This is a genomic window from Armatimonas rosea (assembly GCF_014202505.1).
Taxonomy (GTDB): Bacteria; Armatimonadota; Armatimonadia; order Armatimonadales; family Armatimonadaceae; genus Armatimonas; species Armatimonas rosea.
Map to the genome: position 1 here is coordinate 62,678 of NZ_JACHGW010000003.1, position 13,717 is coordinate 76,394.

13 protein-coding genes are annotated in these 13,717 nt (G+C 61.3%); 8 read left to right on the forward strand and 5 right to left on the reverse strand.

The annotated features are described in order from the left end of the window. Window positions 1-20 precede the first annotated feature (20 nt). The 6 genes from HNQ39_RS15335 to HNQ39_RS15360 all read left to right on the forward strand — a co-directional run bounded on the left by HNQ39_RS15335 (window position 21) and on the right by HNQ39_RS15360 (window position 5,773). The gene (locus HNQ39_RS15335; RefSeq protein ID WP_184197966.1) at window positions 21-2,159 is read left to right on the forward strand and encodes a M1 family metallopeptidase; all 2,139 of its coding nucleotides are present in this window, start codon (window positions 21-23) and stop codon (window positions 2,157-2,159) included. A gap of 2 nt (window positions 2,160-2,161) precedes the next feature. Further along, window positions 2,162-3,136 (forward strand): Gfo/Idh/MocA family protein, encoded by a 975-nt coding sequence (locus HNQ39_RS15340; protein WP_184197969.1) that lies wholly within the window; start codon window positions 2,162-2,164, stop codon window positions 3,134-3,136. Continuing rightward, window positions 3,133-4,215 carry a cytochrome P450 gene (locus HNQ39_RS15345; RefSeq protein ID WP_184197972.1) on the forward strand — a complete coding sequence of 361 codons (1,083 nt, stop codon included), beginning with the start codon at window positions 3,133-3,135 and terminating at the stop codon, window positions 4,213-4,215. Before HNQ39_RS15340 ends, HNQ39_RS15345 begins: the two co-directional genes overlap by 4 nt. A 5-nt stretch (window positions 4,216-4,220) precedes the next feature. Continuing rightward, window positions 4,221-4,853, forward strand: coding sequence for a hypothetical protein (locus HNQ39_RS15350; RefSeq protein ID WP_184197975.1), 633 nt, complete (start codon window positions 4,221-4,223; stop codon window positions 4,851-4,853). Between the two features lie 218 nt (window positions 4,854-5,071). After that, window positions 5,072-5,326 carry a hypothetical protein gene (locus HNQ39_RS15355; RefSeq protein ID WP_184197978.1) on the forward strand — a complete coding sequence of 85 codons (255 nt, stop codon included), beginning with the start codon at window positions 5,072-5,074 and terminating at the stop codon, window positions 5,324-5,326. A gap of 9 nt (window positions 5,327-5,335) precedes the next feature. Next, the gene (locus tag HNQ39_RS15360; protein WP_184197981.1) at window positions 5,336-5,773 is read left to right on the forward strand and encodes a hypothetical protein; all 438 of its coding nucleotides are present in this window, start codon (window positions 5,336-5,338) and stop codon (window positions 5,771-5,773) included. Here HNQ39_RS15360 and HNQ39_RS15365 read toward each other — a convergent pair. Then, window positions 5,732-6,310 (reverse strand): hypothetical protein, encoded by a 579-nt coding sequence (locus HNQ39_RS15365; protein WP_184197983.1) that lies wholly within the window; start codon window positions 6,308-6,310, stop codon window positions 5,732-5,734. The two genes, HNQ39_RS15360 and HNQ39_RS15365, sit on opposite strands and share 42 nt — an antisense overlap. Before the next feature lie 32 nt (window positions 6,311-6,342). Between HNQ39_RS15365 and HNQ39_RS15370 the strand changes: the two genes are divergently transcribed. After that, window positions 6,343-7,320 carry a serine hydrolase domain-containing protein gene (locus HNQ39_RS15370; RefSeq protein ID WP_184197986.1) on the forward strand — a complete coding sequence of 326 codons (978 nt, stop codon included), beginning with the start codon at window positions 6,343-6,345 and terminating at the stop codon, window positions 7,318-7,320. Here the strand turns inward: HNQ39_RS15370 and HNQ39_RS15375 are convergent. The 3 genes from HNQ39_RS15375 to HNQ39_RS15385 all read right to left on the reverse strand — a co-directional run bounded on the left by HNQ39_RS15375 (window position 7,317) and on the right by HNQ39_RS15385 (window position 11,691). Further along, the gene (locus tag HNQ39_RS15375; RefSeq protein WP_184197989.1) at window positions 7,317-9,335 is read right to left on the reverse strand and encodes a DUF4129 domain-containing transglutaminase family protein; all 2,019 of its coding nucleotides are present in this window, start codon (window positions 9,333-9,335) and stop codon (window positions 7,317-7,319) included. The two genes, HNQ39_RS15370 and HNQ39_RS15375, sit on opposite strands and share 4 nt — an antisense overlap. Further along, complete coding sequence (locus tag HNQ39_RS15380) at window positions 9,332-10,687, reverse strand: DUF58 domain-containing protein (protein ID WP_184197992.1); 1,356 nt, start codon at window positions 10,685-10,687, stop codon at window positions 9,332-9,334. The genes HNQ39_RS15375 and HNQ39_RS15380 overlap by 4 nt, the downstream gene beginning before the upstream one ends. 98 nt (window positions 10,688-10,785) lie before the next feature. After that, entirely contained in the window at window positions 10,786-11,691 is a 906-nt protein-coding gene (locus HNQ39_RS15385) for a virginiamycin B lyase family protein (protein ID WP_184197995.1), read from the reverse strand. 264 nt (window positions 11,692-11,955) lie between these two features. On the opposite strand from HNQ39_RS15385, the gene HNQ39_RS15390 reads away from it, so the two are divergent. Next, the gene (locus tag HNQ39_RS15390; RefSeq protein WP_184197998.1) at window positions 11,956-12,765 is read left to right on the forward strand and encodes an MBL fold metallo-hydrolase; all 810 of its coding nucleotides are present in this window, start codon (window positions 11,956-11,958) and stop codon (window positions 12,763-12,765) included. Here the strand turns inward: HNQ39_RS15390 and HNQ39_RS15395 are convergent. Further along, window positions 12,738-13,715, reverse strand: a complete 978-nt coding sequence (locus HNQ39_RS15395) for a glycosyltransferase family 2 protein (protein ID WP_184198001.1) — start codon at window positions 13,713-13,715, stop codon at window positions 12,738-12,740. The genes HNQ39_RS15390 and HNQ39_RS15395 overlap by 28 nt on opposite strands. Window positions 13,716-13,717: the final 2 nt, after the last annotated feature.

Here is a 13,717-nt window from a genome sequence, read left to right on the forward strand (position 1 = left end):
TGAGCAGGTATAATGCCCGCATGTATCGTCACCGCCTTTTCTTAACCCTTCTTGCCCTCGGAATCGCCGCCGTGCCCACCCTGGCACAGCGAGGTGGGGGGAATCCCTTTGCACCGCCCGCGGCCAAGCTCCAGTACGCCCCCGACCGGGACTTTGACCTTCAGCACCTGAAGGTGGAGCTCGATATCGACTGGCCCAATCGCAAGTTCACGGGGGCGTCCACCAACACAGTCGCGCCCTTGCGAGCGGGGCTCACGGTGCTGCACTTTCACGCAGGGAAGAATATCGAGGTGGCGACCGCCGATACTGAGGGAAAGCCACTGACCTTTAAGCGCGACGGCGAGCTTCTCGCCGTGACCTTTCCGGCGCCTTTGGCAAAGGACAAGCCGCTCCTCGTGCGTTTTACGTATAAAGGCGGCGGGATTCAGGGCGGGGGATTTGGTCAGGGCGATGGCTTCCACTGGATGAACCCCACCGAGAACAACAAGGACAAACAGGGCTTCTGGACCCAGGGGGAGACGTCGGGGAACCGCGAGTGGGCGGTGACCTGGGACTACCCCAACGACTTCACCACCACCGAGACCATCACGACGGTTCCGGCGGAGTGGAGTGTCGTGGGCAATGGCCTCCCCCTGAGCGACACGGTCAAGAACGGCCGCCGGACGGTGCGCTGGAAGATGACCCAGCCCCATGCCACCTACCTCATGGCACTGGTCGCGGGGCCCTTTGACATTAAGAAAGACAAGTGGCGCGATGTGCCACTGTGGTATGTCGTTCCCAAGGGCTACGGCGACATGATCGATGCCAGCTTTGGCGACACCCCGGACATGCTGGAGTTCTTCTCCACCATCACCGGAGTCAAGTACGCCTGGCCCAAGTACGCCCAGAACGCCATGTACGACTTCGGCGGTGGCATGGAGAATGTCTCGTCCACGACCCTAGGAATGGGCGCCCTCACCGACTTCCGCTCCGGCTTCCGAGGCATGGCCAGCCTCAACTCCCACGAGCTGGCCCACCAGTGGTTTGGGGATCTGGTGACCTGTAAGGACTGGGGCGAGGCCTGGCTCAACGAGAGCTTTGCGACTTTCTTCGAGACACTCTACATGGAGCATAGCCGGGGCAAGCACGCCTACGACCGGGAGATCGAGGGCAACATGCGCGCCTACTTTGGCGAGTCCCGCCGCTACAAGCGCCCCGTCTCCACCAACCTCTACCGCGACCCCGATGTGATGTTCGATAGCCACACCTACCCCAAGGGCGGCGTCATCCTCCACACCCTGCGGCGTCAGCTCGGGGATGCAGTGTTCTTTGGGGGGATCAAGAAATACCTCACCGAGCACCGCCACACCCCGGTGGAGTGGGAGGACCTCTGCCGCGCCTTTACGGACTACAGTGGGATCAACTGCGAGCCGTTCTTCCAGCAGTGGCTCCTCAAGCCCGGCCACCCCGTGCTGGAGTACGACTGGAAGTGGGACGAGGCCACGAGCGAGGTGGTGCTCTCGGTCAAGCAGACCCAGGACACCGCCGATGGCACCCCGATCTACACGATTCCTACCAAGGTGGGGCTGATCCGAGATAGTCTCAACCGCGTCCCGGTAACCCTCAGTGCCGCTGAGCAGGTCTTTCGGATCAAGGCCACCTCGAAGCCTGCCGCGGTGATCCTCGACCCGGATCATGACTTCCTCCGTGAGCTCAAGCACGACTTCGCCCCCGACGAGCTGCTACCGATCCTCAAGTACGCACCGGTTGGGCTGGATAAGACCATCGCGATGCAGGGCCTCCTCACCGACACCCCATCGGAGGCCGCCGTCGCCGCGATCGCAGCCCTCGGCAAGGCAGATGCAGAGCGCTTCCCCGCACTGGCGAGCCTGGACGGTCTCGGTCGGCTGGAGCGTGAGGACCTTCGTCCCTTGTGGCGTGGCCTGCTCACCCACGTCAGCGATGCCCGGCGCGGCGATGCCATCCGTGCCCTCGGCAAGCTCAAGCACGACCCAGCCGATGCCAAGCTCTTGATCGGGCTGCTCACGGAGAAGGAGACCTACTCCAACTGCGCCGCGATCGCCACGGTTCTGGATGTATGGGACGATAAAGCCTACGCGACGGAGATCGCGAAGGCGAAGAAGCTCGCCCAGCGGCCCCGTCGCGGCGGGGGACGGTAGCGATGGAAGCCGTTCGGTTTGGGGTTTTAGGGTGTGCCCGCGTGTTTGAGCGCCGCATGGCACCGGCGCTGAAGCGTGCGGGAAATGCGGTGCTCCATGCGGTCGCCTCACGCTCCCCGGAGAAAGCGACTGCCACAGCCCAGAGACACGGTGCGGCCAAGGCCTACGGTAGCTACGAGGCCCTCCTCGCCGATTCGGAGATCGAGGCGGTCTACATTCCCCTGCCCAACGACCAGCACGCGGAGTGGACCGTAAAAGCCTTGGCGGCAGGAAAGCATGTCCTGTGCGACAAGCCCCTCGCGCTCTCGGTTGCGGAGGCGGAGTGGATGGCGGGTGCGGCATCGGCATCGGGGCTGCGGCTGATGGAGGGCTTTATGTACCGTCACCACCCCCAGCACCAGAAGGTCTTCGAGGTCCTGCGGAGCGGTGCGATTGGCGAGCCCGTGCACTTCCGTGGAGTCTTCACCTACCCTGCCACAGCGGACCACGCCGGTATCCGCTGGAACCCCGCGCAGGGTGGCGGGGCGTTTTTGGATGTCGGGGTCTACCCGCTCAACGCCGCCCGCTGGCTCTTTGGCAACGAGCCCACTGAGGCCAAGGCGCTGGCCGTCCGCGATACCGCCACGGGCGTAGACATCCACACCGCGGCGCTCCTCGCCTTCCCCGGAGGGCGCACGGCGAGCCTGGTTGCCGGCTTCGACCAAGCCTTCACCAGTCGCTACGAGCTCATCGGGCGGGAAGGGAGCATCGTCGCCGAGCGCGCCTTTCAAGTTGGGGAGAGCGGCGTCCGGGTGATCGTCAAGGCCAACAACTCCGACACAGAAGAGGTCTTCTTCTTCGAGCATGTCGATCAGTTCCAGCTCGAAGTGGAGCACTTCGCCGCCTGTGTGCGTGACCCTCAGCTCTCTTTAGAGCCCGGCGAGGATGGTGTTTTGCAAGCCCGAGCGCAAGAGCTTGTCCGAAGCGCAGCGCAATGAGCGAGCTGGTCTTTCGCACCCACGCCGCCTGCAGCGAGGCGCTTCGCCATCCGGGGCTCTCGGCGGCGCGGTTTCAGGGCTGGTCGCCGCAGGGAGCCAATGCCTTGGAGCGGGCCTATGCACTCCTTGGGCTCCAGATGGTCTTCACCGATCCGCCCGCGCATACGCGGCTCCGGGGACTGGTGACTAAGGCATTTACCCCACGGGTGATCGAGGGCCTGCGTGAGACCATCGAGGGGATCACGGGGAGCCTGCTCGATACGGTCACACCTGGGCAACCTTGGGATGCGGTCGCGACAGTGGCGTACCCTCTGCCCGTGAGTGTCATCGCGGAGATGCTCGGGATTCCCGCGAGCGACCGGGCACAGTTCAAGCGCTGGTCCGACGACTTCTTCACGCTCCTCGATGGGGGGCTACCGAACTTAGGCGAGGTCGGGCTGGCACGGAGCTTGGCGGAGTTTACGGCCTATATTCGTGCTCGGATCGAGCCTCTGCGCCGTCAGCCACGCCTAGACCTGCTCTCCGCGCTGGTCCGCGCCCGCCACGAAGACGACCGCCTCAGCGACGACGAGCTCCTGGCCAACACGCTACTCTTGCTCGCGGCGGGCCACGAGACCACGACGAGCCTGATCGGAAGTGGGCTGTGGCTCTTGCTTACCCACCCCGAGCAGCGTGAGAAACTCGTGGCTTACCCAAGCCTCTGGCCTCTAGCGGTTGAGGAGTTTCTGCGCTACGAGCCCCCTGTGCAGTGGACCAGCCGGATCGCCAAGGAGCCCCTGATACTAGCCGGCGAGAGTGTTGCAACGGGCGACTGGGTCTTGCTCGAGCTCGCGGCCGCCAATCGCGACTCCCTGATGTTTCCTGCCCCCGAGCTACTCGACATCACACGCCCCGACAACAAGCACCTCGCCTTTGGTTACGGGCCACACTACTGCTTGGGGGCCGCACTGGCACGGCTGGAGGCACAGCTCGCGCTCTCGGCGGTTCTGAGCCGCTTTCCCGCACTTCGGCTTGCCGGCGAGCCTGTCTGGAAGCCAAGCTTCACGTTTCGCGGCTTGGAGCGGCTCCAGGTACAATAGGCAGTATGGAAGTCGTACTGCCGGTTGTGCTCCTGCTGGTTCTTGGTGGCTTCGGTGCCCTTGTGGCACGGAGTGTCAAGCGCCGTAAGGACTTTCTGACGTCGCCGCTGCTGGGCGAGGCAGAGCTACCTGATCTGGTAACCGACCAGCGCGTGACGGGGACACTCCGGCGGCTCTGGCGCGATCCCAAGCAAGGGCTTCCCTTGGCAGAGCTGGGGCTGGCGGGGAGAAACCTGCCGTTCTGCGCCACCGACCTTGCCACCGAGGGAGAGCGCTACAAGACCGCGGTTGGCAAGCCTACCACCCTTGCGCTCTATGGCCTGGCGACCCTGGCTCCGGGGGGTATCGAGGCCATGAAGGAGCAGATTCGCGATGCCGATAAAGTCCCCGCCGATAGCGTCCTCCTGGTGCGCGAGGGCGAGCTGGAGAACGACTATGTCGTGATCTGCCGCCTCCTGAGCCAGCGCGAGGCGCTCTGGGGAGAGCTCCCCTTGGTGGTCTACCGAGCGCAGGTGCTCCGCTCCCCTGAGCTCAGCCTGGAGCTAGAGCTCGCGGTCGTGCGGCAAGACGGCGACACAACGCTTCCCGATAACTCCCTGGCCCACGGCTCCGTGCGCCTCTTTGGATACTTACCCTGACACACGAAACAAACGGAGGTCTAGAGATGGGGAGTCGCAACTTAGCGGTAAATTATGCAAACATTCTTCGCGCAAACAAGATCGTTGGCGAGCTGCTCAGGAAATGTCATGTTGAGAGCGATCTACGGAGCTCTGACATTCAGAGTACCCTAAATAAAGAAAATGACTACAGATGCCTGACGTTGATCTACATGAATCTCAGGAATGCAGAATCGGGTATGGGCTTCAACGAAGAGCTGCACCGTCCTGATATCGATTTCACTTGTCGCAATATCGATGTTGTGATGATGAGCTGCTTGCGCCGTATTGTCTCGATAGATAAGAGCCCTTTTGAGAAGACAAAACTGCTTCTGGCAGTAGACCACCGAGAAGAAACTATAGAGGCGATTTGTGAGTACGTGAGCCAGACTCACGGTAAGAAAAGCCACGATTATATACTGAGTTATGCCGCCAAACAATACTTCGATCGCTAAAGGAAAACGATGAACCCGCTCCCTGAGAACCACCCACTCCACGCCCCTGCCGCCGTCTTGCTCGCCCGCGCCGAGGCACCACTCTGCCCGAAAGCGCCCTGGCAGCCCGGCTTGCTGACAGGCATGACCGCCGGCTCGTACAATCTCCGGGCACTGCTGCACCTCCTCAACGATGACCTGGAGGCGGCACACAAGCTGGTCCAGGTGCACGAGGAGGACAGCACGGCCAACTACATCCACCAGCTGGTCCACCGGCGTGAGGGCGACTGGGGCAATACCCGCTACTGGGTGGGGATGACTGGCGCGCACCCGTTCTACGCCGAGTTTGGCAACGGCACCGCCCGCGAGCGCGTGGACCTCTGCCAGCGCAATGCACCGGGCGCGGCGGCTCTCGCCTGGGACGAGCTAGTAGGGCTCCTGGCTTGGGTCGTCCGCGAGGGGCGCTAGGCTATCGCGGTAGGCAAGTATCTGGGCGGCAAGCGAGACGCCCTTCTGCTGAAATGGGACCGCATTGAGCCCGATCCCGCCCGGAATCCACGCCAGCCAGAGAAGCCGACCTTGCTTGCCCAGACCCCGCCGGATGCGGCGAAAGTCGCCTTCGATCTTGAGGATGGGAATCCCCAGAAAGTGGGTGTCTTGGAGCGCGCGAATCTCACTCCAGGGGATGGGGCCGAAGGTGGGGGTGCCGACAATGGTGAGGCCCTCTTCGCTTAGGTAGTACGCAGGGCGCGCCACCGCCTCCGTGGCGCTTCCCAGCTGGCGCTTTTTCCCCTGTTGCTTAAACCACCAGAGCAACCCCACCATCAGGAACATGTCCGCTAGCATGGCGTAGGCAATGACAGCAACCCCTTGCTTCCAGGCGACACAGGCAGTCAGCCCCAGAAAGCCAATCACCAGAAAGAGTACCCAGCTGTAGCCCCGGCGAAAGCGCAGGTTACCTGCGGTGGGCGCGATGACGAGAGGGGCGTGCCGCTGTTGTTGCATGGCTGTATTATAGGCCAGAGGAGACAGAGGCGATGCCGCAGGTTTTTAAAGATGCAATCGATAGCTTTGTGGAGCAGGAGCGTGCCAACCAGCGCATTCCCGGGCTCTCCATCGCGCTGGTGAGTGGGGGAAAGCTACGCAAGGCCGCGGGCTACGGCCAGCTCAATGTGGAGACCGGAACCCCCGCGACCGCGGAGACGGTCTACCAGCTCGCCTCGGTGACCAAGCAGGTGATCGCGGCGGCGGTCGTTCTTCTGGAGCAGGAGGGGCAGCTCACGCTCACCGATCCGGTCGCCAAGCACCTGCCCGGCACCCCCGCCAGCTGGGAGAAGATCACCCTCCTGAACCTGCTCACGCACACGTCGGGGCTGGTCACCGATGAGCCGCTGGACCTCGCCAAGAGCTACACCGAGGCCGATGCGGTGGCGGCAGTCAAGCCCCTGCCCCTGCGCTTTGCCCCCGGCGAGCGCCATAGCTACTGCAACTTCGGCTTTGTGCTCCTGGGCGAGGTGATCCGTCAGCGAACCGGGCAGCGCTGGGACGAGTTCCTGCAGACGCGCTTCTTTCGCCCCCTCAACATGAGCACCACCCGGCGTCACAACCTGCGCACCGTGGTCACCGGGCGCGCCGCCGGCTACGCACTGGAGGGGGAGGCATTGGTCAATGTGCCGTCGTGGACCCGGGACTTTGCCAGTGGCGGCTTGCTAACCACCGTGGGGGACCTAGCCAAGTGGGACGAGATGCTCCGCCAGGGGACGATCCTCAAGCCCGAGTCCCGGGCGCGGCTCTTTGAGCCCGTGGTGCTCAACAACAAAAAGACCTACCCCTATGGCCTCGGCTGGAACCTTGTCGGAGAGCCAGGAAAGCGCATCGCGGAGCACGGCGGGAGCCGGCCCGGCTTTGCGACCCACTTCTGGCGTGAGCTCGATGGTGACCGCTCGGTGATTGTCCTGGCGAACCGTGGCGCCGATGTGGGACGGATCGCCCAGGGGATTGTCCAGCGCGCCTAGCCCCTACGACTCAGGGCGGTCTCCAAGGCCTTGAGGGCTGCCTCTAGCTGGTCTAGGGGGACCGTCTGACCACCAAAGCGAGCCTGCTGGTAGAGCGCGATAAATGCCTTAGCGGCGGGCTGCGCGGTGTCGGGGAGGGCGCTAAGGCGCTCCGACCAAGGCTCCGTGGGCCCGAGGGAGGGAACCTGTGCCTCGAAGCGCTTGGCAAGTGCGGCCAGCTCTGGGGGCGGGAGAAGAGCCGTCAGAGGGGAGACCGTAGCGCGTTGACGACGTCGCTGCCAGAGCAGGGTGAGCGCAATCCCCACAAAAGGAACCATCAGGAGCATCCCAAGCTGGAGGGGCTCGCGCAACGCAAGCCAGAGAACGAGCCCCTGCCACTGATCCTCCAGCCACTCCCAGGCCTTGCGCCAAGGCTCGATCCCCTCTTTGATTTGATCCGGCATGCCACTGGGGGGAGTTGCCTCGACCGTGACCCAACCCTTACCCTCCACCCAGGCCTCACACCAGGCATGGGCATCGCGCTGGCGGACGATGATCGTATCGGGGCCCTCTTCCTCATGGGCAAAGTAGCCAGTGACATAGCGGGTAGGCACCCCGATGCTCCGCAGCAGGAGCGCCGCCGACGATGCAAAAAACTCACAGTGTGCGCCTTGACGGGGCTGGGCATACAGGAAGCGTAGGACCATGTCGGTGCGCTTGGCATCCATGAGGCGGCGGACGGGCTCAGCGCCGGTGTCTCCCTCTCTACGGAGCTGGAGGTCGGGGAGAAAGCTGGCGTTGAAGGTCAGGCTATAGGTGTAGTTGTCGAGGAGGTAGCTGGTGATCGCCGCGACTTTCTCCGCGGAGGTCTTGCAGTCTTGTGTGACGGAGCGTGCAAGGGGGGTGAGGGCATCGCGCAGCTCATCGGGGAGCTGCAGGTGGCGCTTGCGCTCGGGACCGCTACCTGCCTTGGGAAAGGCCATGAGTCCCTGAAAGTGCTCCGGGCCTTCCTGGTAGTGGTAGGTATAGGGAGCTGCGGCCGTGACCTTGAGCGGCCCACTGGAGTCTGTCGCCCACTCGACTGCCTCGACCTCACCGGGCTCCAAGTTATAGGTCTCAAGTGGCGAAAAGAGGAGGGGGTTGCCGCTCTGAATGCGGGTGACCTGGACACGGGCCGATGGCTCACCGGGGGGGGGAGTGAGCGCAAGCTCGTGCGGCTCTAGGATATGAAAAGAGCGGCCCGTGAGTGGGGGCCACCAGCGGTTCTCATTGTAGGTCTCGAAGGCCGCGCCTCGCAGGTGCTGGGAGTGTAGCCGCCCCGAGAGCCGCAGAATACGGGCGTTGGAGCCACGGGCGTTGAACATCGGCCCCAGAACCGGCTGCTGGGACATCCCCAGGAGGTCGTTTTGGGGTTTCTCATTCATGAAGCGGTTTCCCCACTCCGTGAGGCGCTCTCGGTAGGTCTGGACCGTCTTGATCCCCAGCCAGCCACTGCCTAGGGCAAGGCACAGAGCGAGTCCAACTAGCAGGGGAAGTGCTCTTTGCGCGCGTGTCCGGGGCCGCATGGTGCGCAGCGCCAGCCCGAGTGTCAGAGCCGCGGCGGGGATGATCTCCCGCAAGAGCCGCTCCTCCAGGGCGTTGCACGACGTGGCGAGGGTGAGAAAGCCTCCCAGGAGCGCAAGGAGGCTCGCACGCTTGGGGTCATGGGGGGTCGGGCGGTAGAACTGGATGGTCATAAAAATGGCCATCGTCTGACCAAAGAGGTACATCCCGCGCGCCGGACCAATCATGGTCGAGGTCGTTGTGGGCTCGTTGGGAGTGCTGAGGATCGCAAGCCCAAGAAGCGTCCCGCCAAAGAGCAGGCTGGGGAGCCAAACCGTGGGCAGGCGTAGCCGAAGGACATACGAGGCCAGGATGAGAAGCCCCAGCGCGACCAAGATCCAGAGACTCCCCCCCGAGATTAGGAAGAGGCTTAGCAGGCTCACCAAGGCAAAGAGGAGCACAAAGGGAGGGAGCGTGATCGACGACGGGGTCATAGGATATCCACTCCTCCCGAAGCAAATGCGGAGGGCGGCAGGACCTGCATGTCCCCCTCGGTCTCTTGCGCCTCCTCCGTCTCCGAGACCCAGAGCACCTTCACCCCCACGCCACTCTGACGCAGAGTCTCCACAAAGCTCCGCCGGGCTTCGTCCCAATCAAGGACGATGCAGATCACCGTCGTGAGCCGATCGAGCTCTAGAGTTAGGCGTGGGGCGATCTGCGAGAGAGGCTCCTCGGGTGAGCCCTCGACACAGGCAAGGATATCCAGGATCTGCTCACGGTAGGCTAGGCTCCGACCCGCCATGAGGTGGTAGACATTCGGCCCCGCTGCAAACAGATCGACAATGTACTCCTGACGCGCAAGCGCATCGCTGACCGCGGCACAAAGCGAGACCGCCCGCTCCAGCGCTGCCTGACGTCCTGCGCGCGACGGCTGACCGGGGAGGCGCTCCTGCATCTCACGTAGAAAGAGGCGTGCCGAGCGCGCGGGCTCTGCGGGGACATGGGTGTCCAGAACTACCCCGACTCGCAGAAAGTACTCCTCCCGCCACTCTCGCACCACGAGCGGTGAGTTTGCTGCCCCTGCGAGACGCGCGGTCGCCCGCCAGTCGATATCCCGTGGACTGTCTCCATCGCGCCACTCCCGGTTACCCAGATACTCAAAAGAATCGCCGACTTGGGAGGCCATCGCGATTCCACCCGGCTGAAAACGCCGTCCACTGGGAAGGTTAAAGCGCGAGAGGGGGCGGAAGGCAGGATGGACAATCAGCCGTGTGGGCTGCTGCACGATGCGATAGGCCTGGAGCAGCCCGAAAGGAAAGTCGGTGAGAAGACGGCACCCGCCTAAAACAAAGGCACCTCGTCCCCAGCAGTGCAGGGGAAGCTCCACCTGAACGCTCTCCCCCGAGCGCAGATAGCCCACTGAGATGCCTTCTTCAGGCTGGGCATCGACCACCAAGGGCAGGCCCCAGCCCTGCACCAGGAGATCTGGAATCGGGAGCCTGCCTCTATTTTGAATCGTGACCTCGGCTCGAAGTGTCTCGCCCGCCGTGATTCGCTCCGCATGGCGTAGCTGGGCATGGGCGCGGAGGGGGAGAAACGCAACACTGGAGACAAGCCAGAGTCCCACCACATAGAGGGTCAAGGGGACGGTCTGCGTGTCGAGGTTCCAGAAGAGAGCAATGGTAAAAAAAACGACCGCCGACAGCCCGAGAAACCAGCGCCCAGTGCGGGTAAAGCGAAAGTGGTAGAAGCGCCAGACCCACTGGCCAGCCTTCCCCTGGTAGTACGGGTGCTGATTGATGTCCTTGGAGGCCGGGTAGCCCACCATGATCTCACGAAGCGTCATTCGGTAGCCCCATTGTACCGTGCAAAAGAAAACCCCCTGCAAGCGTGGCGCTCACAGGGGGGAAGATTTAGTGTAGAAATTGTTTAGACGATGGAGGACTACTTACGCCGCCGCCGCACCACGGCTCCACCGGCCAGCCCAAGGCAAAGAAGGGCCAGCGTCCCCGGTTCTGGGATAAGGATCGTCGGAGCGACCACTACCCCCACAGGCCCATTGAGCCCAGAGGCAAATGTGCTGACGGTTCCCCCGGAGGTAATCTTTTTAATGGTGTTGTCGCCAAAGTTACCAACGAAAAGGTTGTTACTAGTGTCGATACCTAGGCCAAAGGGTGAAGAGAAACCGGATGCAAAGGTACTGACGACGCCACCCGAAGTAATTTTCTTAATCGCGTTATTTGCTGTATCGACAACGAAGAGGTTGCCACTGCTATCAAATGCAAGGTCATTAATATTGTTAGACAGGCCGCTATTGACAAATGTAGTTACTACCCCACCAGTATCTACTTTCTTAATCGAGCTAGTACCTTGACTTGAAACATATAAATTGCCACTGCTGTCAAACGCGAGTCCTGTAGGATTAGTAATACCTGTTGCAAAGTCAGATTTGACGCCACCAGGGGTGATCTTTATAATCTTATCTGTACTTTGGCTAGAAGCATAGAGGTTACCACTGGTATCAAACGCAATTGCATAGCCTGATGATACACTTGTAGCGAAAGTGCTTACTACACCTGCTGGTGTAATCTTGCTAATTGTGTCTAAACCTTGGTTTGGCGTGTAAAGGTTGCCGGCCAAATCAAACGCAAGACCTACCGGACTACTGAGACCACTACTAACGAAGTTGGTAACGACACCCGACGATGAAACTCTTTTAATGGAATCATCGAAAAAGTTGGTGACGTACAGAGTCTGGGCGAGAGCTTGACCCTGGGCAACACTAAGTAGCCCGACTAGGATGGCGACTTTAATTTTTCCTTGGAATCCTAAAACCTGGGACATTTTCATACACTTAAACCTTCCGTATCTCCTCACAAAGTCACGAACGTTACGAGGGCACTCTTGCATACAGTATACCCGTTTGGCACAAAATGTGCAGTTATTTGGCGATCAATTTATGGTGAATGATTTAGAGGGAGTTATCTCAGCGCACGGATGAGACGAACCCGAGATCTATGGTGTGTGAAAATGTGGTGAGAATTTTTTGACACTCTTGCCGATAATACTGCTAGGTAGCCCTGAAGAGGTTATAATCGAGAGTGGGAGCGGTGGGTGAGAATTTTTTTTCTTGGCACAGGGGCCGCTGAAGGATTTCCTGCGGTCTTCAGCCGAACCCCCATTAATTTAGAAGCGCTACGCCGTGGAGGAAAGAATCTCCGGCTACGCTCGGGGATCTTGTTGGACGAGGTGGTTCGGGTTGATCTTTGTCCTGATGCTCTGGCACAGGTGCATAAGTACCCCCACCTTGATCTCGCGGCGATTGAGCACCTTCTTTTTACACACTCCCACGACGATCACTTTGCGGTGCGGGAGCTGCAGTATCTCTCCCGAAACTTCGCTCCGGATCGGGAGCTGCCACTGGATATCTGGGGGAGCCACCAAGTGCTTGTCAAGCTCTGTGGGGAGACACCGCACTTTTTTGAGGAGCCCCCTCTGCGCTATCGTGCGCTGGAGCCTTTTCGTGAGATCGCAGTAGGGCACTTGTGGGTGACACCGCTAGTGGCGAACCACAAGGTCGATGAGCTGTGCTTTAACTTTCTCTTCCGTGACGGGGATACTCGCCTGCTCTATGCCTCGGATACAGGCTGGTACTCAGCGGAGACCTGGGATTTTTTGGCTGATATCTCTCTGAATGCGGTGATTGTGGAGTGCGGCAAGGGAATCTCGACAAATGGCTACACAGGCCACCTAACCCTAGAGGAGTGTATTGCCTTTAAGGAGAAGCTTGCACTAAAGCCGGGCGCTCCGGTCTACCTGACACATCTCTGTCACACGGGCCTTCTGCTCCACGAGGAACTAGAAGAGCACTGCGCCCCGCACGGAATCTCGGTCGCCTACGATGGCTTAGAGTTTGTACTCTGAGCGTCGTTCTGAAAGCCTAGTTTTTCCGAGAGAAGATAGAGCGGTCGGCCTTTTACTTCGTCGTAGATGCGCCCGATGTACTCCCCAATGAGTCCCAGGGTCACCAGCTGTACCCCGGAGAGCAGGGAGAGCACGACGATAATACTAGTCCAGCCGGGCTCGAAGCTGCGGGGGGCCAGAGCATAGCGCACGGCCTGGATTACGCCATAGACAATCGCGCCCAGAGCGATAAAGGCCCCCAGATCGCGGGAGAGCTTGAGGGGCGCGTAGGAAAATCCCGTCACGGCATCCATGGCGAGCTTGAACATCTTCCGAAATGGGTACTTGGTCTCTCCTGCGGCGCGGGCGGGGCGGTCGTACTCTAAGGCGTATTGCTTGAAGCCCACCCAGGCCGCCATACCCCGTAGAAACCGGTGCTGCTCGCCCATGGCGTTGAGTGCATCCACCACTTTCCGGTCCATCAGGCGAAAGTCCCCCGTGTTCTCCGGGATGGCGACACTGGTGAGCCGGTGGAGGAGCTTGTAGAAAAGCGACGCCGTGAGCAGCTTAAAGGCTGTCTCCCCCTCGCGCGAGCGGCGCTTGCCGTAGACCACCTCCCAGCCGTCGTCGCGCCAGAGGCGGATCATCTCCGGGAGGAGCTCGGGGGGGTCTTGCAGGTCAGCATCGAGGAGGACAACGGCATCCCCTGTTGCGTGGTGCATCCCTGCGGTGACCGCGATCTGGTGCCCAAAGTTACGCGAGAGCGAGAGCACACGCGCCCAGGAGTGCTTCTGCGCCAGCTCCCGTAGTTGCAAGAGCGAGCTGTCGCGCGAGCCATCGTTGACAAAGAGTACCTCGACCGTGTCGCCGTCTTTTTCTAGGATAGGCAGGAGTGCCTCCAGCCGCGCCACCAGCACGGGGAGAACTGCCTCTTCATTGAAGATCGGAAAGACAAGCGAGATCAGGGCCATGG

Excerpts from the sequence above, each read along its gene's own strand:
- HNQ39_RS15335 (WP_184197966.1), top strand. The coding sequence starts at position 21 with ATGTATCGTCACCGCCTTTTCTTAACCCTTCTTGCCCTCGGAATCGCC.
- HNQ39_RS15340 (WP_184197969.1), top strand. The coding sequence starts at position 2,162 with ATGGAAGCCGTTCGGTTTGGGGTTTTAGGGTGTGCCCGCGTGTTTGAG.
- HNQ39_RS15345 (WP_184197972.1), top strand. The coding sequence starts at position 3,133 with ATGAGCGAGCTGGTCTTTCGCACCCACGCCGCCTGCAGCGAGGCGCTT.
- HNQ39_RS15350 (WP_184197975.1), top strand. The coding sequence starts at position 4,221 with ATGGAAGTCGTACTGCCGGTTGTGCTCCTGCTGGTTCTTGGTGGCTTC.
- HNQ39_RS15355 (WP_184197978.1), top strand. The coding sequence starts at position 5,072 with ATGGGCTTCAACGAAGAGCTGCACCGTCCTGATATCGATTTCACTTGT.
- HNQ39_RS15360 (WP_184197981.1), top strand. The coding sequence starts at position 5,336 with ATGAACCCGCTCCCTGAGAACCACCCACTCCACGCCCCTGCCGCCGTC.
- HNQ39_RS15365 (WP_184197983.1), bottom strand. The coding sequence starts at position 6,310 with ATGCAACAACAGCGGCACGCCCCTCTCGTCATCGCGCCCACCGCAGGT.
- HNQ39_RS15370 (WP_184197986.1), top strand. The coding sequence starts at position 6,343 with ATGCCGCAGGTTTTTAAAGATGCAATCGATAGCTTTGTGGAGCAGGAG.
- HNQ39_RS15375 (WP_184197989.1), bottom strand. The coding sequence starts at position 9,335 with ATGACCCCGTCGTCGATCACGCTCCCTCCCTTTGTGCTCCTCTTTGCC.
- HNQ39_RS15380 (WP_184197992.1), bottom strand. The coding sequence starts at position 10,687 with ATGACGCTTCGTGAGATCATGGTGGGCTACCCGGCCTCCAAGGACATC.
- HNQ39_RS15385 (WP_184197995.1), bottom strand. The coding sequence starts at position 11,691 with ATGAAAATGTCCCAGGTTTTAGGATTCCAAGGAAAAATTAAAGTCGCC.
- HNQ39_RS15395 (WP_184198001.1), bottom strand. The coding sequence starts at position 13,715 with ATGGCCCTGATCTCGCTTGTCTTTCCGATCTTCAATGAAGAGGCAGTT.